We start from the raw sequence: 20,662 nt of genomic DNA, 5'->3' as shown, positions 1-20,662 counted from the left end.
CTCCGAAACAGAGTCAGGATAGGGAAACGGAAGCGACGAGCAGGATTGCGATCTCGCCGAGCTGCTGAAGGGCGCCGACGGTGTCGCCGGTCTGGCCGCCGATCTGATTGAGGCAAAGCGCGCGGAAGGCGGCGAATAACAGACCGAGCAGGATGATCGCGAAAACGGCAGCGCCGAACCCAAGCGCCAGCAGTGGGATGGCGCCGAGCACGGCCCCGATACCAGCGGTCTCGGCCGAGACCGTCCCCGCATTGGCCGAGAGGCCGTCTGCGCGCGCTGGCGGCAACAGGTGCATGAACGCGCCGAGCAGGCCGCGCGAAGCGGCATGCGCGGCTATGAGGGCCCAGAACACGTAGACCGGGCCGGCGAGTTCGGCGAGCACGGTCCAGCGGATCAGCAGCGAGACAGCAAGTGCACAAGCGCCGTAGGCACCGATGCGGCTGTCGCGCATGATCTCCAGCTTTCTGTCGCGTGTCTTGCCGCCGCCAAAACCGTCGGCGACATCCGAAAGCCCGTCCTCATGCAGACAGCCGGTGGCGAGCAAGATCGCGGCAAGGGTCAATGCGGCGGCAGACCCTCCGGCCAGGCCGAGCCTTGTCCCGATGGCGTAGACCAGCGCACCGGCCAGAGCGACGGCGAGGCCGGCCACGGGCGCCGCCCAGATCGCGGCAGCAAGGCTACGGACGCGGAAGTCGGTTCTCGGCAGCGGCAGCCGGGTGAAGAAGACGAGGCAAAGCGCGATGTCCTCGAAAATCTGCCGTTGCGAGGCCTTCATCCACCCCTCGCAATGGCATGGAAGAAGGTGCCGCTGACATGGCCGCGCCGGTAGCCGGAGGCGCCGAGCGGATTGCCTTGCCCATCGGCGAGGTCGGCCAGCGGCTCGTCATTGCCGGTCGCGATCATCTGCGCATAATGGAATTCGTGGCCGCGGATCAGCGTGCCGTGGCTGCCGAGCGGGCACCCGGAACGCAGCCGCGCCTCGCGGTAGCCGAGATTCATCTTGCGCTTGGCGAAGCTGGTCGAATGACCGAGCAGGCCAAGCATTCGATGCGTCTCGCCCGACGCGTCCTCGAGCGCCTCGCCGAGCACCATGAAGCCGCCGCACTCACCATGCACCGGCCGCGTAGCGGCGAACCGCGCCATGCCGGCTCTGAAATTCGCCGCGGCGGCGAGGCGACCGGCGTGAAGCTCGGGATAGCCGCCGGGCAGCCAACAGACATCGCAATTGTCGCCTGGTGCTTCGTCGGCGAGTGGCGAGAAGGGAATAATCTCGGCGCCGGCCTTGCGCCAATGCATGGCGACATGCGGATAGAGGAAGCTGAAGGCGGCGTCCTCGGCAAGTGCAATGCGCTGGCCGGGGGGCGGCAGCGCGTCGCCGAAATTGCCCGGCGCGGGCGTGAATGGCGCCGCCAGCGCCATGATGGCGTCGAGGTCGAGCGAGCGCTCGACCATGTCGGCCAGCCGGTCGAGGTGCGCCATCAGATTCTCATATTCGCCGGCCTGGACGAGGCCGAGATGGCGTTCGGGCAGGTTGAGCGAGGGATCGCGCAAGATAGCGCCGACGACAGGCAGCCCGAGTGCCTCGATGGCATCGCCGCATAGCCGGCCGTGGCGCTCGCTGCCGAGCCGGTTGAGCACGACCCCCGCCATGCGCACATCCGGATCGTAGGTGGCAAAACCCTTGGCGACGGCCGCTGCCGTGGTCGACTGGCCGGAAACGTCGAGCACCAGCAGCACCGGCAGGCCGTAGAGCCGGGCAAGGTCGGCAGCCGAGCCGGACCGTCCTGGAGCAGCCGGAATCCCGTCGAACAGGCCCATGGCGCTTTCGAGAAAGATAAATTCGGCATCCTCGTTCGCTTCACCAGCCAGCGCGTTGAGCAGGGCAGGCGGCATTGCCCAACTGTCGAGATTGACGCCGGACAGGCCGGTGGCTGCGGCGTGGAAGCCGGGATCGATATAGTCCGGGCCGGATTTGGCGCCGCGCACCTTCAGGCCGCGCCGGGCGAGCGCGCGCAGAATGCCGATGGTGACGCTGGTTTTGCCCGAGCCCGAGCGCGGCGCGCCGATGATGATGGCGCGGGTCATGACTCACCCGCCAATGCCGCGCGCATCGCGACGATGCCGCCAACGACGATCAGCGCCGGCGAGGTCAGACCGGCGGCCGCTGCCTCTTCCGCAATGGTGGCGAGCGTGGCGACGACGATCCGTTCCTGCGGTGTCGTCGCAGCGACAATTACCGCGGCGGGCGTCGAAGGCGCCAGCGCGCCCTCAAGCAGCGAGGCGGCGATCAGCGGCAGATTGGCCATGCCCATATAGATGACCACCGGCTGGCCGGTACGGGCGATGGCCGCCCAGTCGAGATCGTCATCGGTGCCGGCGGCGTGACCGGTCGCCAGGATCAGCGCCTTGTTGATGCCGCGCATGGTGCCGGGAATGCCGGTGGCGGCCAGCGCGCTGAGGCCGGACGTCAGGCCAGGCAGGATGTGGAACGGGATGGTTTCCCCGGCCAGCGCCAGCGCCTCTTCGCCGCCACGCCCGAAAATATAGGGGTCGCCGCCCTTCAGCCTGACGACGCGCCGGCCCTCGCGCGCCAGCCGGACCAGCAGAGCGGTGATGTCGTCCTGCTTCATCGATGGTTTGCCACCGCGCTTGCCGGCATAGAACAGTTCCGCGCCCTCGGCGACGGCGACGACTTCGGGCGAGACCAGCGCGTCATAAACCAGCGCGTCGCACTGTCCGAGGGCGGCCAGCACTTCCAGCGTCAGGCAGCCGGGATCGCCAGGGCCGGCGCCGGCCAGCCAGACATGTCCGGGCTCCAGCTGGCGCGGCTTGAAGTTCAGCCGGGTGAGCGCCTGCTCGACAGTAGTGTTTCTATTGCTGCCGCTCACGATCCGTCTCGTCCGCGAAAACGCCGCTGGTAGTGGGCGTCGTAAAGTGAACTTTCACTAAAATCTTCCGCCGCCAGCGAGCGGCCGACGAAGATGATCGCCGTGCGTTCCATCGGATCCGCGCCTAGCTGCGCCTCAATGGTCGCCAGCGTGCCGGTCAACACCCGCTCGTCCGGCCAGGAGGCGCGGAAGACGACCGCGACTGGGCAGTCGGCGCCGTAGTAGGGCGTCAGCTCGGCGACGACGCGGTCGACAGCGTGGATGGCGAGGTGGATGGCGAGCGTGGCGCCGGTGCGGCCGAAGCCGGCCAGTGTTTCTCCGGGCGGCATTTTCGAGGCGCGGCCGGAGATGCGGGTCAGCACCAGGCTTTGCGCGACTTCCGGAATGGTCAGCTCGCGGCGCAGCGCGGCGGCCGCGGCGGCAAAAGACGGCACGCCCGGCGTCAGCGTGTAAGGGATGCCGTGCTTTTCCAGCCGGCGGATCTGCTCGGCAACGGCGCTCCACACGGAAAGGTCGCCTGAATGGAGGCGGGTGACATCATGGCCGGCCGCGTGGGCTGCCAGATATTCGGCCTCGATCTCGTCGAGTGACATCGGCGCGGTGTCGATCAACATCGTTCCGGGCGCGCAGTGCTGCAACAGCTCCGGCGCGACGATCGATCCGGCATAGAGGCAGATGGGACAACTGCCGAGCAGACGGCTCCCGCGCAAGGTGATCAGATCGGCGGCACCCGGGCCGGCGCCGATGAAATGGACGGTCATACCGCATCTCCGCTGATGGCGATGGCGCAGGTGACAGCACCGAGCACGGTGCGTGGTCCGAGCAGTTTTGCGCCTTTGCCGGCGGCGGCAAGCGCGGAGGCTTCGGAAACCGACGGCGTGCCGGCGTGCTCCTGTGATAGGTTGGAGTGGCTGGTTGTAGATGCAGCTTTGAGTTCGTCCTGCTCGACAACGATCACCGGAAGGCGGAGTTCGCGTCCGGCGGCGAAGATTGCCGCTTCATCCTGCTTGAGAGACGCGGTCGCGAGCGCCGAAAGCGCGGGCAGGGCAAGCCCGTGCGCCTCCAGCGCGGTTTCTACCGCAGCAAGCACGTCGCGTGCGCTGACGCCTTTGCGGCTGCCGATGCCCGCGACCATCATGGCTTCACCCAGCTCCATTGGGTGACCGGCATAGCCGGCCGCCAAGCCTGCATCGAACCGACCGGCGAAGCACGGGATATGGCGATGCGGGTGAGCTCGCCGCCGAGCGCAGCGTGACGGGAAAGCAGCAGTGCCTCCATCTCCAGCGTCACCGCGTTGGCGACGAGGCGGCCGCCGGCGGGTAAGGCATCGATGGCTCTTTCCAGCACGCCGGCATCGCTGCCGCCGCCGCCGATGAAGATCGCCGCCGGCGTTTCCAGTCCGGCAAGAGCTTGCGGTGCCGAACCTTCAACGACGGCGAGACCGGGAACGCCGCAGGCCGCGGCGTTGTGTCGGATGCGCGCGGCGCGGGCCGGATCGCCTTCGACGGCGATGGCGCGCATGGAGGGATGCGCGAGCATCCATTCGACGCCGATGGAGCCGGAGCCGGCGCCAATGTCCCACAGCAGTTCGCCGCGCCTTGGCGCGAGAGCGGACAGGGTGACGGCGCGCACTTCGCGCTTGGTGATCTGGCCGTCGTGCTCGAACAAATGATCGGCAAGGCCCGATGTCAGCGGCAGGACGCGTGATTGCGGGGTCGAATCAACTTCGATTGCGAGCACGTTGAGTGGGTTGATCTTTTCGAGGTCGAAAGCGCCGGCGTTCGCCGAGCGCAGCCTTTCGTTCTGCCCACCCAGCGCCTCCAGAACCGTCAACCGCGAGGCGCCGAAGCCGAGTTCGGTCATGAGACGGGCAATCGCTTCCGGTGCATCGCTATCCGAGGTCAGCGCCAGAATGCGGGTGCAAGGATGCAGCAACGGCCGGATCAGGTCGAGCGGGCGGCCATGCAGCGAAATGGTCTCGACGTCCTGTAGCGCCCAGCCCAAGCGTGAGGCGGCCAGCGAGAAGGCCGAGGGCGCGGGGATCACCCGCATATCCTCCGCCGCGACCTTGCGGGCGAGGGTGACGCCGACACCGTGGTAGAAGGGATCGCCGGAGGCCAGCACGCAGACGCGTCTGACGGAGAGCGCCAGCACGTCGCGCATTTCGGCATCGAAAGGCGTCGGCCAGGCGCGCGCTTCACCTTTGGCGAGCGATGCGACGAGGGCCAGGTGGCGCTTGCCGCCGAAAACGAATTCGGCACCCGCGATCAACTGCTTGGCCTCGTCGCCGAGACCCGCTACACCGTCCTCGCCGATGCCGATGATCGTGAGCCATTTTGGAGTGAGCACGGCGGCGCGCGGACCTTCAGCAGGCATGATGACCCACCGCATTCTGATCCTCGGCGGAACCACCGAAGCCCGGCAGGTGGCCGGAATACTCTCGGTGCGCTCCGATCTCGCGATTACGCTGTCGCTGGCCGGCCGCACTGAAAACCCGGCCGCGCAAGGCGTGCCGGTGCGGGTTGGCGGCTTTGGTGGCGTCGACGGGCTGGCGTTGTATCTCCACGAGACGGACGTCGACCTGCTGATCGACGCCACGCATCCCTATGCGGCGCAGATCTCCGCCAATGCGGCGGAAGCAGCGCACCGATCCGGCGTGCCGATCGTTGCGCTCAAGCGCCCAGGCTGGGAGCCTGCCGAAGGTGACCAGTGGACGCTGGTCGACGGTGTTACCAGCTCGGTGACGGCGCTGGGATCGGCGCAGCGCCGCGTGTTCCTGGCGCTCGGACGGCAGGAGATCACTGCCTTCGAGGCTGCACCCCAGCACCACTATCTCATCCGTAGCGTCGATCCGGTCGAACCAAGACTTACTGTGCCCGACGCGACCTATCTCTTGGCGCGCGGGCCGTTCCAGGAGCCGGACGAACACTCGCTGCTTCAAGAGCACCGCATCGATGTCGTCGTTTCCAAAAACAGCGGCGGCGAAGCGACCTACGGCAAGATCGCCGCAGCGCGGGCGCTCGGCATCGAGGTGGTCATGATCCGCAGGCCGGCGTTGCCGGACGTCACGTCGGCTGAGACGGTCGAATCTCTTGCCGCGATGGTCGATCATTTTCTGGTCGGTCATGTTCTTGGGCCCGCTGCCGACCGCGGCGTGTAGACCAGCGCTGGTTTTTCACCGCGCTTGATGATCCGGGTTTCCGGTGAACCGATGATGATGCAGGTGGCCATGTCGGCATTTTGCGCATCGGCTTCCGCCAGCAAGAAAACTTCGATGCGCTCGTCGGGACGGCCGGCGGCGCGACCGAAGATCACCGGCGTGGTGCCCGGCAGGATCGCGGCAAGGCATTCGAAGGCGCGGCCGAGTTGCCAGGGGCGCGCCTTGCTGATCGGATTGTAGAGCGCGATGACGAAGCCGGCGCCGGCCGCGGCCAGCAGGCGCAGCTCGATCAAATCCCACGGCTTCAGATTGTCTGACAGCGAGATGGCGCAGAAATCATGGCCGAGCGGCGCGCCGATGCGGGCGGCGACGGCGAGCATGGCGGTGATGCCAGGCACGATGGCGATGTCGACCGCGCGCCACTCGACCGGCCCCGCCTCGATCGCCTCGCAGACGGCCGCCGCCATGGCGAAGACGCCGGGATCGCCGCCCGATACGACCGCGACATTGTGGCCTTCCGCAGCCTTCAGCAGCGCGTCCCTGGAGCGCGCTAGCTCCTCGCGATTGTCGGAAGCGACGCGAATCTGGTCGGGACGCAGATCAAGCCGGTCAAGATAAGGCTTGTAGCCGTAGAAGAATTTCGCCTCGGCGACGGCCCGGTTCGCTTCCGGCGTCACCTGGTCGGCGTTGCCAGGCCCCAGGCCGATGACGGTCAGGCGGCCGCTCATGCTTCGGCTCCCAATGCGCTTGGCCGCCCCGACCAGCCGGCGACCAGCACGATGGCGAAATAAGGCGCCTGGTCGTCCTTTTTGTCGGCAAGCCGCATCGAGACGCCGCCCGGCATGGTGCCGCGCTCGACATAGATGGCCCGCGGCAGCTTGTCGGTCGCCTCCAGCGCACGCCTGATCTTGGGCAAGTTGCGGCCGACCTTCATGATTACGGCGGCATCGGTGTCGGCGAGGCGGCGCGTCAGCTCGAATTCGCTCATGGTGCCCGGCAGCACCGTCAGCACGTCGTCGCCCTGGACGATCGGTAGGCCGGTCGCCGACCAGCAGCCGGACATGGCGGTGACGCCGGGAATGACTTCGGTCGGAAAGCGATGCGCCAGCCTGACATGCAGATGCATGTAGGAGCCGTAGAAAAGCGGGTCGCCTTCCGAGAGCACCACAACCATCCTGCCGGCGCTGAGATGCTCGGCAACCTTTTCGGCCGACTGCTCGTAGAAATCCGTGATCTGCGAGCGGTAGTCGCCATGATCCTTGTCGATCTCGGTGGTCAACGGATAGAGCAGAGGCAACTCTATCAAATCAGGGCGAAAATGGGTTCCGACGATGGCACGCGCGTTGCTGTTGTTGCCGCGCTTGGCGAAATGCGCAACGACATCGGCCTCCGCCAGCGCGCGCACTGCCTTCAGCGTCAAGAGTTCTGGGTCGCCAGGACCGGTGCCAACGCCGACCAGCCGACCTCTTGCGATCGCATTCATAGGCCCGGCCTCGCCAGTGCGTTGAGTGCGGCGGCGGTCATGGCGCTGCCGCCCAGCCGGCCGCGCACGATGGCGTAAGGCACGCCATAGGAATTTTCGGCCAGCGCATCCTTCGATTCGGCGGCACCGACAAACCCGACCGGCATACCGATGATCGCCGCCGGCTTCGGCGCACCATCGCGCAGCTTTTCCAGCAGATAAAACAGGGCGGTCGGCGCATTGCCGATGGCGACGACCGAACCGGCCATGCGCTCGCCCCACAAATCGATCGCCGCGGCCGAGCGGGTGTTGCCGATTTTTCTCGCGATGTCGGCGGTCCGCGGATCGCGCAGCGTGCAGATCACTTCGTTGCCGGCCGGCAGCCGCGCGCGCGTGACGCCATGCGAGACCATCTGTGCGTCGCAGAAGATCGGCGCGCCGGCGCTCAACGCTGTGCGCGCAGCGGCGACGAAATCGCGTGAGAAAACGAAATGCCGCGCAGCCTCGACCTGGCCGCATGCATGGATCATGCGGATAGCGACGTCGGCCTCGGCTTCGGAAAAGCGCGACAGGTCGGCCTCGGCGCGGATGATGGCGAAGGAGCGCTCATAGATCGCTGTGCCATCATGAATATAGTCGTAGGTGATGGGGTTCTGGGCGGGCATGCTCATTCCTGTCGGTAAGCTTTGACGACGCCGGCCGTGCCAAGCCTTGCAAGGCAGGCGGCGGCAGTCTGGCCTCGAAGTCGTTTTCTGCGGATTGCCGCTGCAATGCCGCCGATGCCGCGCGAGGCGTCATCGCCCGGCCTGTATCCGGCAGGAAACATCTTAGCCGTCCCGTCCACGACAAGTCCGGCTCCGTTTTCGCTACCGACCAATGTCAGCGCCGCCGGACCGGGATGGGCGCAGCCCTTGGCGCAGCCGGAGATGTGCAGCGTCAAGGAAGAATCGAAGATGTCGCGGTTTTCCACGGCGATGGTCTCGGCGATTTCGCGCGTCGCGATGCGGCCGGAGGCACAGGCGGGAGCACCCGGGCAAGCGGCGATCCTGGTGCGCGGGTCGGCGGCGTCGGTGACGAAGCCGAGGGTTGCGGCGGCTTGGTGGAGCGGCGGGCAGGCCGCTGGCGCGAGGCCGAGGAAAACCAGCGCGCGGCCCGGCGCCAGGCGGATTTCGGTGGCGCCAAGGGCCAGCGCGCTCTGCGCGAGAGCGATGATCTGGTTCGCCGGCATGCTGCCGAAGGGTAGGCCGATGCCGAGGGCGGTTCCGGCTGCAGCCAAGTCGAAAACTCCGATGGGCCGGCGATCCTTCGCGCCCCCCTCTGTCCTGCCGGACATCTCCCCCACTTGGGGGGAGATCGGCAGCTTCGCCGGTGGCTCACTCTTAGCATGCTTATCGATTGGCGAAAGCTGAGATGAGGGCGCAATCTCCCCCCAAGTGGGGGAGATGTCCGGCAGGACAGAGGGGGGCGCGAAGGATCGCCAATTTGCCAGAGATCTCAGCTGTCTTTCTGTCAAATCCCGCGCATGGGCATCGCGCCCCTTTTCGGCAACCATCCTTAGGATCGCAACGGCGATGTCGCAGGCCGCATCTTCCTCGGCCATGACGAGTAGCGTCGCAGTCTGACCGCCGCCGGCGATAGCCACCTGCCATTGCGTCCCCGCATCGGTCCGCACCGCAGCCAGCCTGGCATCGGCCGTCACTGCATCCAAGGTCAGCTGTCCGCCACCGTCGACAATCACCGAGACCTTCGGGCCAAGACGCTGCGTGACGCCGGCGTCCTCGATTGCCGCCCGAATCCGCTCCGCTAGCGGGCGCGGATCGGCGATTTCCTGCGGGTCGAGCCCGGCCAGCGGACCAGTCTCGACCGGCACGCCGGTGCGAACGGCAACACCCAGCGCATCGACCTCCATCGCCAGCAGCCGGGCGCTTTCGGGCGTCAGGCCGCGTATCTGCAAGCTGCCGCGGGCGGTCACTTCCATAATGCCGTTGCCGTGGCGCAGGGCGGATTCGCAGAGTCCGATCAACGACTTCGGCAACAGTCCTCCAGCGACCGGATTGAGCCGCACCAGCAGCCCGTCGCCGGTTTGCATCGGTGCCGACAAAGCAGGGCAGGCGCTGCGTCGGGAGAAAGCGTTCATGCCGCCACCCCAAGCGCCTGGGCTTCGGCAATCAGTGCGGCGAGATCGTCATCGATCGAATTGCGCAGCGGATGCCACAGACCGCGCCGTCGTGCCGACATGAAACGTTCGGCCATGACCTTCGCCGCCGACGGGTTCTCGCGCAGGATGAAGGCGCGGACAACGGGGTCGCCGAGATAGGCGTCGTGCACGGCCTCGATCAGCGCGCCAGATATGGCATGAGTGGTCTCGGCAAAGCCGACAAGCCGGTCGACCGTCTCGGCGAATTCCGAGGCGCCGCGCGGCCCGTGGCGCATCTGGCCGGCAATGAAGCGCGGATTGACGGCGCGTGCCCGTACGACGCGGGATACGGCGTCCCCAACCGAGCGTGGCTTGGGCTTTTGCGGATCCGTGGTGTCGAGCACGATCACGTCAGCGTTTTTGCCGAGCGCGGCAAGCGCTGCCGAAAAGCCGCCGATAAAGGCGACGTCGGCCGAGCCTTCGAGGATGTCGCGGCCGGGATCGTCGCCGGTATGAACCAGAAGGTCGGCCTCAGCGATGCGGCCCTCAAAAGCGCCGGGCGCCGAAATGCCTTCGCCCTCGGCGCCGCCATAGGCATGCGAGGTGGCGGCGAGATAGGCGCGGCCGATCTCTTCGCGCGCGGCCCAGTCGCCGCTTGATAGCAAGTCCTCGATGCCGGCGCCGTAAGTGCCGGGCGAGGTGCCGAATATGCGCGGGCTGATCTTGCCGTCTGCACGGGTTCTCGCCGCCAGCGGGTTTTCCGAATCGTCCTCGTCGCGGGTCGCGACGGCGTTGGCGGCGGCATCGATCAGCGCGATCTGGGTTGGGAACATGTCGCGGAACAGGCCGGATATGCGCCAGGTGACGTCGACGCGCGGGCGGCCGAGCGTTGCCGGCGGCAGCACCTCGATGCCGGTGATGCGGCCGGTGGCGGAATCCCATTGCGGCCGGCAGCCCATCAGCGCCAGGCCTTGCGCGATCTCCTCACCGCCGGTGCGCAGCGAGGCCGAGCCCCAGAGGTCGATGACCAGCGAGCGCGGCCAGTCGCCATGCGATTGCATGTAGCTGCGGACGACTTCTTCCGCTGCCACCTTGCCGAGATCATAGGCGGTCGGCGTCGGCATGGTGCGTGGGTCGGCGGTAAACAAATTGCGGCCGGTGGGCAGCACATCGCGCCGGCCACGCGCCGGTGCACCGGCCGGACCGGCGGCGACATGGCGGCCGTCGAGGGCCGCGATGAGTGCTACTTTCTCGGCTGCCGCACTCTGCTCGCGCAAAGGATCGGTTTCGCCCTCAGGCGAGCGACCGTAGATATGCAGGCCGTCCTTGATGGCGAAATCCTTGAGATCGCAGAGCCAGGCGTCGATGCGGCGCAAGGCTTCGTCGGCTGCGTCGGTCCTGGCGACGCCGGCCTCTGAGGCGAGGCCGGTCTTTTCCGCAGTCTCGACGATCAGCTTCGCCAGGCGGTCGCGGCGGCGGCGGTCGAGCCCGTCGGCCTGGGCATATTCGTCGACCAGTCGCTCGAGTTTATGCTGCTCTTCGTCCAGCCCGGCGCCGGTCAGCGGCGGCGGCAGATGGCCAAGCGTGACGGCGGCAATGCGTCGCTTGGCTTGTGCTGCCTCGCCGGGGTTGGAGACGATGAAAGGATAAATGACGGGCAGGGGGCCGGTGACGATTTCGGGAAAGCAGTTTTCGCTGAGCGCCACGGTCTTGCCGGGCAGCCACTCCAGCGTGCCGTGGGCGCCGACATGGATAATTGCATGGATGCCGAGCGACTTACGCAGCCACAAGCCAAAGGCGATCAGTGCATGGCGCGGCGGCAGTGTCGGGTCGTGATAGTCGGCGCGGCGGTCGGCTGAGCGCCCGCGATCAGGGGCGAGGGCTACGGTGATATTGCCGAAGGTGGCGGCGCGGAAGGGGAATTTTGCGGTGGTGGGCGCTTGGACACCCCCCTCTGCCCTGCCGGACATCTCCCCTTCAAGGGGGGAGATTGGCAGTTCGGCTGCCGGCTCTCCCTTAACGCCCTTGGTAATTGGCGAAAGCAGAGACAACAGCGCAATCTCCCCCCTTGAGGGGGAGATGTCCGGCAGGACAGAGGGGGGTGCCTCGCGCGAACCCGTCTCATCTTCCGCATTCCCCCATGCGGCCTCCACCGCAGCGATGGCCGCCGGCGGCAATTCCTTCGAGAAGGTCAGATACTCCTTCAATGCCAGTCCCTGGTCGGCTGGCTCCAGCATCTCCAGCAACTCACGCGGCGTTTGCGGAATCCCTTCAACGGCGTAGCCCTGTTCGCTCAGGTCGTGCAGCATCGCCAGCACGCTGGACGGCACGTCGAGACCGACGGCATAGCCGGTGCGGCCGGGCGCGCTCGGATAGTCGGGGATCAGGATGGCGAGCTTGCGCTCCGCACGCGGCGTCCGCTGCAGGCGCACGAAGGCCTCGATCCGGTTCGCGACCTGCGCCACGCGGTCAGGCTCTGGCCGGTTGGCGAAGTGGCGGAAGGCCAATGCCGGATCGGTCTCGCTTTCGCTCTTGAAGGAAATGGCGCCGGCCAGGATGCGGCCGTCGAGCTCGGGCAGGACGACATGCATGGCAAGGTCGGCGGGCGCCAGGCCGCGCTGGTTGTTCTGCCAGATGTCGCGGCGGGTGGTCGCGACGACGATCTGGAACACCGGCACTCCGGCGCGGTCGAACAGCGTCTCGACGCCGGGTTCGGCGCCCGAGGCGAAAGCTGTGGCGGTGATGATGGCGGCAGGGTTCAGCGCGGCAAACGCGGTTTCGACAAAGGCGAGCGATGCCGGGTCTTTGAGGCTGGAGACGAAAATAGGCACGGGAACCATGCCGCGTGCGCCCAGCGCTTCGAAAAGCGCGTCGATGGGCGCGACATCGGCGGCGAGCAGCATCGAGCGGTAGAACAGGATGGGGATGATGGGGGCGGGTTCGGCGGACGGTAGGTTTAGGCTGCGTTCCTTCGCGCCCCCCTCTGTCCTGCCGGACATCTCCCCCACAAGGGGGGAGATCGCCTGGTCATCGTCGCCTTCGTCAATGTTCGATGTTGCAGAAGTCGCGAGACGGTCAGTGACAGCCGATCTCCCCCCTTGTGGGGGAGATGTCCGGCAGGACAGAGGGGGGCGCGAAGGAATGCCGACGCTTGATAAGTCCATTCTTTTTATAACGCCGCGTCCCGGCTCGTAAAATCCCGCCTTTGGCACGCTGACAGGTTCAGCGACCGCCGCACCCGATCCGGCGAGACTTGCCAACCTCTGCACCAGCGCCGTCATATTCGCCGGGCCACCTTCGCGGAAAAAGTCGAGCAGACCATCAAGTTCCTGGCGCGGCAGCGTCGAGCCTTCGATCAGCCGCAAATCCTCGTCGTGGCTCTCGCCCGGTAGGAGCGCCAGCTTAATACCGCGATTTCGCGCGACAACGGCAAGCTGGTCGCAGCCGTAGCGCCACCAGTCGTAACCGCCGAGGATGCGGACCAGGACGACCTTGGCGTGGCGGGCGACGCTGTCGATCCAGAGGTCGACGGACATCGGGTGGCGCAGGTCGCGCAAGGCGGCGAGCCGCATCGACGGCAGGCGGTCCGCATCTGCCTTCCACGCCGCCGCCAGCCCGGCGAGGTCGCTGTCGGTGAAGGACAGCGCCACGACATCCGCAGGCGTTTGCCTGAGATCGACAGGCTCGGCGAGATCGTCGAGCGAGGCGGATGTGGTGGTGAGGATGTGCATCGCGGCTCGTACCTGGGATCAGCCGGCGAGGATACGCTCGATCGCCGGGCGGTTCAGCCCTTTCAGGCCGATGACGACGAGGCGCGAGCGGCGATCGTCTTCAGCGGTCCAGGCGCGGTCGTAATAGTGGTTGACGCGCGGACCGACGGCCTGCAGCAAGAGCCGCATCGGCTTGCCGCCGACGTCGACGAAACCCTTGACGCGCAATACGTTTTCTTCCTCCGCCGCCGTGGCGACGCGTTGTGCCAGCTCGTCCGGGTCGGACACCGACGCAATGTCGATGACGAACGAGTCAAAGTCGTCATGTTCGTGGTCGAGCTCGTCGTCGTGATGGGTCTTGCGGTTCTCGATGTCGTCCTCGACGGCGAGACCAAGGCCGAGCAGCACCGACGGATCGACCTTGCCTTGCGAGGTCGGCACGATCTTCACCGCCCGCGCAACATGCTTGCCGATGACGGCATTGGCGCGCGCCGCGCCGGCTGCGTCCAGCAGGTCGCTCTTCGACAGGATGATCAGGTCGGCACAAGCGAGCTGGTCTTCGAACACCTCCTCGACAGGATCGTCATGGTCGAGCGTCTCGTCCTGCGCGCGCTGCGCCTGCAGGGCGTCCATGTCGTTGGCAACGCGGCCATCAGCCAGCGCCGGCCCGTCGACGACGGCGATGACGCCATCGACCGTGACGCGGCTTTTCACCGACGGCCACTGGAAGGCCTGGACCAGCGGCTTGGGCAGGGCCAGCCCGGACGTCTCGATCAGGATGTGGTCGACCTTCGGCGTCAGCGACAGGATCTGGTCGAGCGCGGGGACAAAGTCGTCGGCGACAGTGCAGCAGATGCAGCCATTGGCCAGCTCGACGATGTTTGCCTCGGGGCAAGTGTCGATGCCGCAGCCCTTCAGGATCTCGCCGTCGATGCCGATATCGCCGAACTCGTTGACGATGATGGCCAGGCGCTTGCCTTTGGCGTTTTCGAGCAAATGGCGGATCAGCGTCGTCTTGCCGGCGCCGAGAAAGCCGGTGACGACGGTGCAGGGGACGCGCGAAACGTTGGCGGCCGAATCTGGGGAAGTCATATCAAGTCCTTCAAAAGGTCGAGGGGAGGGATGCGGGCAACCAAGCCGCGCTTCAGGCAATCGGGACGGCCGCGCCACGGAATGAGGCCGTCCGTCGAAGTAGCGAACAGCTTTGCCCCCGTCACCAGATCGGTGCCGCTGGTCGTGGTCAGGTCGCCGAAGACATAGCTCCAGCAGCCGTCGCGCAGCATCGCGGCGCTGAGCCGGCGCTTGCAATTGCCGAGGCATTCGACGGTGCGGATTTTAATGTTTTCGCTGGAAGCGGCGCGGCGCGTGTGCTCGGCGAGCAGTTCGCCGGCGCGGGGATAAGCGTCCGAACCGGTCTCGTCACGGCAGGACGAGCAGACGATGACGGTAACGCCGGCCGGGGAATCACCATGGCCGGACAATAAATCCGCTGTCTCAGCCGGAAAACTGCTGTCGCGTTCCAAATCAGGCTCCTTGCCCGGAAAACCCGCCAGGCGATCGGATTCTTATGTCCTAGACGGCAGGTCTCCTGGCTCGCGGGTCATCGCCTGGGTGCCGCCTTCCCGGGAATATCCCAGTGGTTTTCGGCCTTGGCTCGTCGCTTACAGTTGCGGGGACAGCCGCGGATTTGAAATCGAGATTTCGCACCGCATTCCCTCTTGGCCCTTGCCGTTGCGGGCAGGGGACCGTCTGGAACGGATTTAGGCTTGTGAAGGCAGTCGTGTCAACGCACGTCTATGACGCGGCGATATCTGCGAGCGGCTGGCCGAGGTCGCCGGCAGCCGTCACCTCGATGCGCTCGAGCCCGAGCCAACCCTGCATCTGCTTCAATTCCTCGAAAAGGGCGGCGGCAGTTTGCGGCGGGGCGCCGGGCTCCGAATAGGCGGCATGGACGCGCAATACGCCGGCCGGGCGGTCGGCCCTGAGGTCGACGCGCCCGACGATGCTGTCGCCGAGCAGGAACGGCAGCACATAATAGCCATACTGGCGCTTTTCGGCCGGCGTGTAGATCTCGATGCGGTAGTGGAAGTCGAACAACCGCTCGGTGCGCGACCGCTCGAAGACGACGGGATCGAACGGCGCAAGCAAGGCGCGCGCCTCGATCCTGCGCGGCAAACGGGCGTCCTTGTGGAGATAGGCTGTTTTGCTCCAGCCTTCGACGCTCACCGGCAACAGGTCGCCAGCCTCGACCAGTTCCTCGATGCGGCCCTTGATGTCGGCGGGCGAGAGGCGGAAATAGTCGCGCAGATCGCCCGCCGTGGCGACGCCATGGGCGCGGGCGGAGATGCGCAGCAGTTCGCGGTGGGCGTCCGCGGGGGACGGAACTGGCAAAGCGAGTACCGTTGGCGGCAGCACGCGCTCCGGCAGATCGTAGAACCGCTCGAAACCACGCCGGTGCGCCGTGGTGATGCGGCCCGCCCAGAACAGCCATTCGAAGGCATGCTTGGCATGGCTCCAGCCCCACCAGCCGCCCGAGCCCTTCTGGCCTTCGAAAGCCGACGCCGCGATCGGGCCTCGTTCAGCGACCTCGCGATAGATGTCCTCAATGTAGGCGGCGTGCTCGCGGCCCCATTTTGCCAGTCCGCTGTACATTTCCTCGCCGCGCTCGGCCCGCCGCATGCGCCAGCGCATCAGCGGATAGGTCTCGACGGGCAGGAACGAGGCTTCATGCGCCCAATATTCGAAGACCATGCGCTTGCGTGTCACCGCGGCGTCGTCGAGCAGCGCCAGCTTGTAGGGGCCAAGCCGCGAATAGAGCGGCATATAATGGGCGCGAACCACGGCGCTGACGGAATCGATCTGCAGCAGGCCGGTACGTGCAAGCACCCGGGCCAGATGCCGGCGGTCAGGCGTGCCGCTGGGGCGCGGGTCATTGAATCCCTGTGCCGCAAGCGCAATGCGACGGGCCAGGGCAAGCGAGATTTTTTCTTTCATGAAGGCGGTATCCGGACGATGTTAGACAGAGAAAAATGACCTGCGATTCCGCCCCATGCTAGCAAGGTTTTGGCGGCATCTATGTCAGGAGAGAAAAGTGGAGTGAAAAGTGAAGGAAATCAAACAGGAGCGGATCGGACCAGTTTTCCCGGATATGCCGTCCAGCACCGCGATTTGAACAAGGTTTGACTTGCTTCGCCGAAAGCGCTGCGCTAACCCTCGCCGCGTTGCAGCATAGAGCCCCCTTAAAACGGTTCAGTGGTTAATCTGTCACGCTTCCGCAAGTGGGTCCGGTGCTGTAATCAGAGTGGATTGGCCGCCAACGGAAAACTGCAGCATGAACGCACTTTTAGGTTCGTACCTGCCCATCGTCCTGTTCATCGGCGTGGCGCTGGTCGTCGGCCTGGCGCTGCTCGCCGCACCGTTCCTGGTGGCTTACCGCAACCCCGATCCGGAAAAGCTTTCCGCCTATGAGTGCGGCTTCAACTCGTTCGACGACGCCCGCATGAAGTTCGACATCCGCTTCTACCTGGTGTCGATCCTGTTCATCATCTTCGATCTGGAGGTGGCCTTCCTGTTTCCTTGGGCAGTGTCGTTCAGTCAGATCGGCATGCTCGGTTTCTGGTCGATGATGGTGTTTTTGGCGGTGCTGACCATCGGCTTTGCCTATGAATGGAAAAAAGGAGCGCTGGAATGGGATTGAACGACAGTTCCGGCACGCTCGTCGCGCCGAAGCCCAAGGGCCTCATCGACCCCAACACCGGCAGACCGGTGGGGGAGGATGATCCGTTCTTCCTGGAGATCAACAACGAACTCGCCGACAAGGGTTTTCTCGTCACTTCGACCGAGGCGCTGATCACCTGGGCGCGCAGCGGCTCGTTGATGTTCATGACCTTTGGCCTCGCCTGCTGCGCCGTCGAGATGATCCACACCTCGATGCCACGCTACGACAGCGAGCGTTTCGGTGTCGCGCCGCGCGCGTCTCCGCGCCAGTCCGACATCATGATCGTCGCCGGCACGCTGACCAACAAGATGGCGCCGGCGCTGCGCAAGGTCTACGACCAGATGCCGGAGCCGCGCTACGTCATCTCGATGGGCTCCTGTGCCAATGGCGGCGGCTATTATCATTATTCCTATTCGGTGGTGCGCGGCTGCGACCGCATCGTGCCGGTCGACATCTACGTGCCCGGCTGCCCACCGAGCGCTGAAGCGCTGCTCTACGGCATCCTTCTGCTGCAGAAGAAGATCCGCCGCACCGGCACGATCGAACGGTGAGCGGCATGACCCAGGCGTTGAATGACCTCTCGACCTATCTTGGCGAGAAGCTGACCGGCCGGATCGGCGAAGCGGTGCTCGCCTATGGCGAACTCACTATCTCGGTCGAGCCGCGCGACCTGATCGAGGTGGTGACCTTCCTGCGCGACGACCCGAAATGCCAGTTCATTTCGATCATCGACGTTTGCGGCGCAGATTATCCGTCGCGGGCAAAGCGCTTCGACGTGGTCTATCACCTGCTGTCGCCGAGGCAGAATATCCGCATCCGCATCAAGGTCCAGGCCGACGAAGAGACGCTGGTGCCGTCGATCACCGGCATATATCCCGGCGCGGACTGGTTCGAGCGCGAGACCTACGACCTCTATGGCGTGCTGTTTTCGGGCCATCCCGATCTGCGCCGGATCCTGACCGACTACGGCTTCGAGGGCCATCCGCTGCGCAAGGACTTTCCGCTGACCGGCTTCGTCGAGGTGCGCTACGACGACGAAGCCAAGCGCGTCATCTACGAGCCGGTCGAGCTCAAGCAGGAATTCCGCAATTTCGATTTTCTGTCTCCGTGGGAAGGTACGGATTACGTGCTTCCGGGAGATGAGAAGGCAAAGCAGTAAATGGCTGAAACCTCCGTTCGCAACTTCAATATCAATTTCGGCCCGCAACACCCTGCTGCGCATGGCGTTTTGCGCCTTGTGCTGGAGCTTGACGGAGAAGTCGTCGATCGCGTCGATCCGCATATCGGGCTTTTGCATCGCGGCACGGAAAAGCTGATCGAGCACAAGACTTATCTGCAGGCCGTGCCCTATCTCGACCGGCTCGACTATTGCGCGCCGATGAACCAGGAGCATGCCTTTGCGCTCGCCGCCGAGCGGCTGCTCGGTATCGAGGTGCCGAAGCGCGGGCAGCTTATTCGAGTTCTCTACTCCGAGATCGGCCGCATTATGTCGCACATCCTCAATGTGACGACGCAGGCGATGGATGTCGGCGCGCTGACGCCGCCGCTCTGGGGTTTTGTCGAGCGCGAAAAGCTGATGGTGTTCTATGAGCGCGCCTCGGGCTCGCGCATGCACGCGGCCTATTTCCGGCCGGGCGGCGTCCACCAGGACCTGCCGCAGAAGCTGATCGAGGACATCGGCAAGTGGATCGACCCGTTCCTGAAGTCGGTCGACGACCTCGACGCGCTTTTGACCGGCAACCGCATCTTCAAGCAGCGCAATGTCGACATCGCTACCGTCTCCCTGGCCGACGCTTGGGCCTGGGGCTTTTCCGGCGTCATGGTGCGCGGCTCGGGTGCGCCGTGGGATCTGCGCAAATCGCAGCCCTACGAATGCTATGCCGAGCTGGACTTCGACATTCCGATCGGCAAGAACGGCGACTGCTTCGACCGTTATCTGGTGCGTATGGAAGAGATGCGGCAGTCGGCGAAAATCATGCGCCAGTGCGTCGACCTGTTGCTCGGTAAGGAGGGCAGCGGGCCGGTGTCTAACCTCGACGGCAAGGTGGTGCCGCCGAAGCGCGCGGCGATGAAGCGCTCGATGGAAGCGCTGATCCATCACTTCAAGCTCTACACCGAAGGCTACCGCGTTCCGGCCGGCGAGGTCTATGCCGCGGTCGAGGCGCCGAAGGGCGAGTTCGGTGTCTATCTCGTCTCCGACGGCACCAACAAGCCCTACCGCTGCAAGCTGCGCGCCCCCGGCTTTGCGCATCTGCAAGCGATGGACTTTTTGTGCCGCGGCCACATGTTGGCCGACGTCACCGCCGTTCTCGGCTCCCTCGACATCGTGTTTGGTGAGGTCGATCGGTGAATCGCATTCTGAGCCTCATGTTAATCGTCATTGCTGTCGCAATGCACCCTGCATATGCAATCGAGTGCGGAGCGTCTATCGATGCTTCCGATCTTGTGAAGCAGCACTTCAAGCTGAGCTACGTCACGCTTGGCATGCAAGAAAGTGCGACAGCAGAATCCGCCGATGTCGATGCTTTCTATTTCAAGAGAGATACATGCGAGTGTAGCGTCGCAGCGCCGGATGGCGCGAGTTTCTCTAAGGCGGAGGTATCGGCAGCTGCTTCCGGCAAAACAGGGTTCGCGCGGCTTGTTGCTCTCTTGGCTGGTAAATCCGGCGTTTGCCCGCCTGTCATGACAAATTCGCCGACTTTCCAATGTTTCGACGGTACGGCGAAACTTTGTAAGGAGGCCGCAGCAAGATGACGAACCTATACGTCTTTGGTGAGGTCGATCGCTAAATGTCAGTCCGCCGTCTCGCAGAAGCCAGCCTCCAGCCAGCCTCCTTCGCCTTCAACCGGGCGAATGCGGCAGCGGCGAAGCAGTGGATCAAGCAATATCCGAAGGGGCGCGAGCAATCCGCGATCATCCCCTTGCTGATGCTGGCGCAGGAGCAGGAAGGCTGGGTGACCAAGGCGGCGATCGAGACGATCTCCGACATGCTCGGCATGCCCTATATTCGCGGGCTAGAAGTCGCCACCTTCTATACGCAATACCAGCTCAATCCGGTCGGCACCCGCGCGCATGTCCAGGTCTGCGGCACCACGCCCTGCATGCTGCGCGGCTCGGAATCGCTGATGGATGTGTGCCGCTCGAAGATCCATCACGACCAGTTCCACACCAACGACAAGGGCACGCTGTCGTGGGAGGAGGTCGAATGCCTCGGCGCCTGCGTCAACGCACCGATGGTTATGGTCTTCAAGGACACATACGAGGATTTGACGCCGGAGCGGCTTGCCGAGATCATCGACCTCTATGACGCCGGCAAGGGTGCTTCGGTGACGCCAGGACCGCAAAACGGCCGCGTCACCTCAGAGCCGGCCAGTGGCCTGACGACCCTCAAGAGTGAAAAGGCGATCCTGAAGGCGACCCGCGACCGGGAAACCAGGGCGGCGACCAAGGCCGCCAGGGAAGCGGCGCCGGCGGCTGCCGCCGCCGCCGCCGCGGGGGCCGGCCCCCCCCCCCCCGCGGGCGCCGCCCCCCCCCGGGGGGGGGGCGAGAGGAGCCGACCCCCCCACCCCCCCGGGGGGGGCCCGCCG

21 protein-coding genes and 1 riboswitch are annotated in these 20,662 nt (G+C 65.4%); of the genes, 7 read left to right on the top strand and 14 right to left on the bottom strand.

The genetic code is table 11. From position 1 onward, the window contains the following. Window positions 1–13: 13 nt before the first annotated feature. From cobS to cbiE, 6 genes are read right to left on the bottom strand one after another with little or no spacing between them, the layout of a single operon-like run. Complete coding sequence (cobS, locus tag NKI01_RS09380; RefSeq protein WP_352855236.1) at window positions 14–775, bottom strand: adenosylcobinamide-GDP ribazoletransferase; 762 nt, start codon at window positions 773–775, stop codon at window positions 14–16. Next, on the bottom strand, window positions 772–2,085 hold the full coding sequence (locus tag NKI01_RS09375; protein ID WP_023720764.1) for a cobyrinic acid a,c-diamide synthase CobB: 1,314 nt from the start codon (window positions 2,083–2,085) through the stop codon (window positions 772–774). The genes cobS and NKI01_RS09375 overlap by 4 nt, the downstream gene beginning before the upstream one ends. Then, a complete protein-coding gene (gene cobA / locus NKI01_RS09370) occupies window positions 2,082–2,888 on the bottom strand; it encodes a uroporphyrinogen-III C-methyltransferase (RefSeq protein WP_023720763.1) in 807 nt (268 codons plus the stop codon). The genes NKI01_RS09375 and cobA overlap by 4 nt, the downstream gene beginning before the upstream one ends. Then, window positions 2,885–3,649, bottom strand: a complete 765-nt coding sequence (cobM, locus tag NKI01_RS09365; protein WP_352962935.1) for a precorrin-4 C(11)-methyltransferase — start codon at window positions 3,647–3,649, stop codon at window positions 2,885–2,887. The genes cobA and cobM overlap by 4 nt, the downstream gene beginning before the upstream one ends. Further along, window positions 3,646–4,026 (bottom strand): cobalamin biosynthesis protein, encoded by a 381-nt coding sequence (locus NKI01_RS09360; protein ID WP_023720761.1) that lies wholly within the window; start codon window positions 4,024–4,026, stop codon window positions 3,646–3,648. The genes cobM and NKI01_RS09360 overlap by 4 nt, the downstream gene beginning before the upstream one ends. Beyond that, window positions 4,023–5,264: a precorrin-6y C5,15-methyltransferase (decarboxylating) subunit CbiE gene (gene cbiE / locus NKI01_RS09355; RefSeq protein ID WP_352962932.1), complete on the bottom strand. Its 1,242-nt coding sequence runs from the start codon at window positions 5,262–5,264 to the stop codon at window positions 4,023–4,025. Before cbiE ends, NKI01_RS09360 begins: the two co-directional genes overlap by 4 nt. 1 nt (window position 5,265) lies before the next feature. Here cbiE and NKI01_RS09350 point away from each other — a divergent pair, with 1 nt between their 5' ends. Next, window positions 5,266–6,048 carry a cobalt-precorrin-6A reductase gene (locus tag NKI01_RS09350; RefSeq protein ID WP_352962929.1) on the top strand — a complete coding sequence of 261 codons (783 nt, stop codon included), beginning with the start codon at window positions 5,266–5,268 and terminating at the stop codon, window positions 6,046–6,048. On the opposite strand, the gene NKI01_RS09345 is transcribed toward NKI01_RS09350, so the two are convergent. The 8 genes from NKI01_RS09345 to NKI01_RS09310 form a co-directional block, all read right to left on the bottom strand. Further along, window positions 6,012–6,776 carry a precorrin-3B C(17)-methyltransferase gene (locus tag NKI01_RS09345; protein WP_023720758.1) on the bottom strand — a complete coding sequence of 255 codons (765 nt, stop codon included), beginning with the start codon at window positions 6,774–6,776 and terminating at the stop codon, window positions 6,012–6,014. The two genes, NKI01_RS09350 and NKI01_RS09345, sit on opposite strands and share 37 nt — an antisense overlap. Beyond that, a complete protein-coding gene (locus tag NKI01_RS09340; RefSeq protein ID WP_352962926.1) occupies window positions 6,773–7,531 on the bottom strand; it encodes a precorrin-2 C(20)-methyltransferase in 759 nt (252 codons plus the stop codon). The genes NKI01_RS09345 and NKI01_RS09340 overlap by 4 nt, the downstream gene beginning before the upstream one ends. Continuing rightward, window positions 7,528–8,181, bottom strand: a complete 654-nt coding sequence (locus NKI01_RS09335; RefSeq protein WP_156948158.1) for a precorrin-8X methylmutase — start codon at window positions 8,179–8,181, stop codon at window positions 7,528–7,530. Before NKI01_RS09335 ends, NKI01_RS09340 begins: the two co-directional genes overlap by 4 nt. Continuing rightward, the gene (cobG, locus tag NKI01_RS09330; RefSeq protein WP_023720755.1) at window positions 8,178–9,647 is read right to left on the bottom strand and encodes a precorrin-3B synthase; all 1,470 of its coding nucleotides are present in this window, start codon (window positions 9,645–9,647) and stop codon (window positions 8,178–8,180) included. The genes NKI01_RS09335 and cobG overlap by 4 nt, the downstream gene beginning before the upstream one ends. Then, the gene (locus tag NKI01_RS09325; RefSeq protein ID WP_352962923.1) at window positions 9,644–13,378 is read right to left on the bottom strand and encodes a cobaltochelatase subunit CobN; all 3,735 of its coding nucleotides are present in this window, start codon (window positions 13,376–13,378) and stop codon (window positions 9,644–9,646) included. The genes cobG and NKI01_RS09325 overlap by 4 nt, the downstream gene beginning before the upstream one ends. Window positions 13,379–13,396: 18 nt before the next feature. Further along, complete coding sequence (cobW, locus tag NKI01_RS09320) at window positions 13,397–14,449, bottom strand: cobalamin biosynthesis protein CobW (RefSeq protein WP_352962919.1); 1,053 nt, start codon at window positions 14,447–14,449, stop codon at window positions 13,397–13,399. Beyond that, the gene (locus NKI01_RS09315) at window positions 14,446–14,880 is read right to left on the bottom strand and encodes a DUF1636 family protein (RefSeq protein WP_023720752.1); all 435 of its coding nucleotides are present in this window, start codon (window positions 14,878–14,880) and stop codon (window positions 14,446–14,448) included. Before NKI01_RS09315 ends, cobW begins: the two co-directional genes overlap by 4 nt. Window positions 14,881–14,918: 38 nt before the next feature. Beyond that, window positions 14,919–15,122, bottom strand: a riboswitch (cobalamin riboswitch). Between the two features lie 29 nt (window positions 15,123–15,151). Continuing rightward, window positions 15,152–16,351, bottom strand: a complete 1,200-nt coding sequence (locus tag NKI01_RS09310) for a winged helix-turn-helix domain-containing protein (RefSeq protein WP_023720751.1) — start codon at window positions 16,349–16,351, stop codon at window positions 15,152–15,154. A 337-nt stretch (window positions 16,352–16,688) separates the two neighbouring features. Here NKI01_RS09310 and NKI01_RS09305 point away from each other — a divergent pair, with 337 nt between their 5' ends. The 6 genes from NKI01_RS09305 to nuoE all read left to right on the top strand — a co-directional run. Further along, complete coding sequence (locus tag NKI01_RS09305; RefSeq protein ID WP_023720750.1) at window positions 16,689–17,054, top strand: NADH-quinone oxidoreductase subunit A; 366 nt, start codon at window positions 16,689–16,691, stop codon at window positions 17,052–17,054. Continuing rightward, window positions 17,045–17,626, top strand: coding sequence for a NuoB/complex I 20 kDa subunit family protein (locus tag NKI01_RS09300; RefSeq protein WP_023720749.1), 582 nt, complete (start codon window positions 17,045–17,047; stop codon window positions 17,624–17,626). Before NKI01_RS09305 ends, NKI01_RS09300 begins: the two co-directional genes overlap by 10 nt. A gap of 5 nt (window positions 17,627–17,631) precedes the next feature. Then, window positions 17,632–18,234 (top strand): NADH-quinone oxidoreductase subunit C, encoded by a 603-nt coding sequence (locus NKI01_RS09295; protein ID WP_023720748.1) that lies wholly within the window; start codon window positions 17,632–17,634, stop codon window positions 18,232–18,234. Further along, window positions 18,235–19,425 carry an NADH-quinone oxidoreductase subunit D gene (locus tag NKI01_RS09290; protein ID WP_023720747.1) on the top strand — a complete coding sequence of 397 codons (1,191 nt, stop codon included), beginning with the start codon at window positions 18,235–18,237 and terminating at the stop codon, window positions 19,423–19,425. It abuts the gene before it with no gap. Beyond that, a complete protein-coding gene (locus NKI01_RS09285) occupies window positions 19,422–19,829 on the top strand; it encodes a hypothetical protein (protein ID WP_352962916.1) in 408 nt (135 codons plus the stop codon). The genes NKI01_RS09290 and NKI01_RS09285 overlap by 4 nt, the downstream gene beginning before the upstream one ends. A gap of 35 nt (window positions 19,830–19,864) precedes the next feature. Then, window positions 19,865–20,662: NADH-quinone oxidoreductase subunit NuoE (nuoE, locus tag NKI01_RS09280; RefSeq protein ID WP_352962914.1), on the top strand; the 798-nt coding region annotated here is incomplete at its 3' end.

This window comes from Mesorhizobium sp. M0815 (assembly GCF_040319995.1).
Taxonomy (GTDB): domain Bacteria; phylum Pseudomonadota; class Alphaproteobacteria; order Rhizobiales; family Rhizobiaceae; genus Mesorhizobium.
The sequence above is the reverse complement of the archived record's forward strand: the minus strand, read 5'-3'. Positions and strand labels throughout refer to the sequence as shown.

Excerpts from the sequence above, each read along its gene's own strand:
- NKI01_RS09310 (WP_023720751.1), bottom strand. The coding sequence starts at position 16,351 with ATGAAAGAAAAAATCTCGCTTGCCCTGGCCCGTCGCATTGCGCTTGCG.
- NKI01_RS09325 (WP_352962923.1), bottom strand. The coding sequence starts at position 13,378 with ATGCACATCCTCACCACCACATCCGCCTCGCTCGACGATCTCGCCGAG.
- NKI01_RS09300 (WP_023720749.1), top strand. The coding sequence starts at position 17,045 with ATGGGATTGAACGACAGTTCCGGCACGCTCGTCGCGCCGAAGCCCAAG.
- NKI01_RS09350 (WP_352962929.1), top strand. The coding sequence starts at position 5,266 with ATGACCCACCGCATTCTGATCCTCGGCGGAACCACCGAAGCCCGGCAG.
- cbiE (WP_352962932.1), bottom strand. The coding sequence starts at position 5,264 with ATGCCTGCTGAAGGTCCGCGCGCCGCCGTGCTCACTCCAAAATGGCTC.
- NKI01_RS09295 (WP_023720748.1), top strand. The coding sequence starts at position 17,632 with ATGACCCAGGCGTTGAATGACCTCTCGACCTATCTTGGCGAGAAGCTG.
- NKI01_RS09305 (WP_023720750.1), top strand. The coding sequence starts at position 16,689 with ATGAACGCACTTTTAGGTTCGTACCTGCCCATCGTCCTGTTCATCGGC.
- NKI01_RS09290 (WP_023720747.1), top strand. The coding sequence starts at position 18,235 with ATGGCTGAAACCTCCGTTCGCAACTTCAATATCAATTTCGGCCCGCAA.
- NKI01_RS09375 (WP_023720764.1), bottom strand. The coding sequence starts at position 2,085 with ATGACCCGCGCCATCATCATCGGCGCGCCGCGCTCGGGCTCGGGCAAA.
- NKI01_RS09360 (WP_023720761.1), bottom strand. The coding sequence starts at position 4,026 with ATGATGGTCGCGGGCATCGGCAGCCGCAAAGGCGTCAGCGCACGCGAC.
- NKI01_RS09335 (WP_156948158.1), bottom strand. The coding sequence starts at position 8,181 with ATGAGCATGCCCGCCCAGAACCCCATCACCTACGACTATATTCATGAT.
- cobG (WP_023720755.1), bottom strand. The coding sequence starts at position 9,647 with ATGAACGCTTTCTCCCGACGCAGCGCCTGCCCTGCTTTGTCGGCACCG.
- cobS (WP_352855236.1), bottom strand. The coding sequence starts at position 775 with ATGAAGGCCTCGCAACGGCAGATTTTCGAGGACATCGCGCTTTGCCTC.
- cobW (WP_352962919.1), bottom strand. The coding sequence starts at position 14,449 with ATGACTTCCCCAGATTCGGCCGCCAACGTTTCGCGCGTCCCCTGCACC.
- NKI01_RS09345 (WP_023720758.1), bottom strand. The coding sequence starts at position 6,776 with ATGAGCGGCCGCCTGACCGTCATCGGCCTGGGGCCTGGCAACGCCGAC.
- cobM (WP_352962935.1), bottom strand. The coding sequence starts at position 3,649 with ATGACCGTCCATTTCATCGGCGCCGGCCCGGGTGCCGCCGATCTGATC.
- NKI01_RS09340 (WP_352962926.1), bottom strand. The coding sequence starts at position 7,531 with ATGAATGCGATCGCAAGAGGTCGGCTGGTCGGCGTTGGCACCGGTCCT.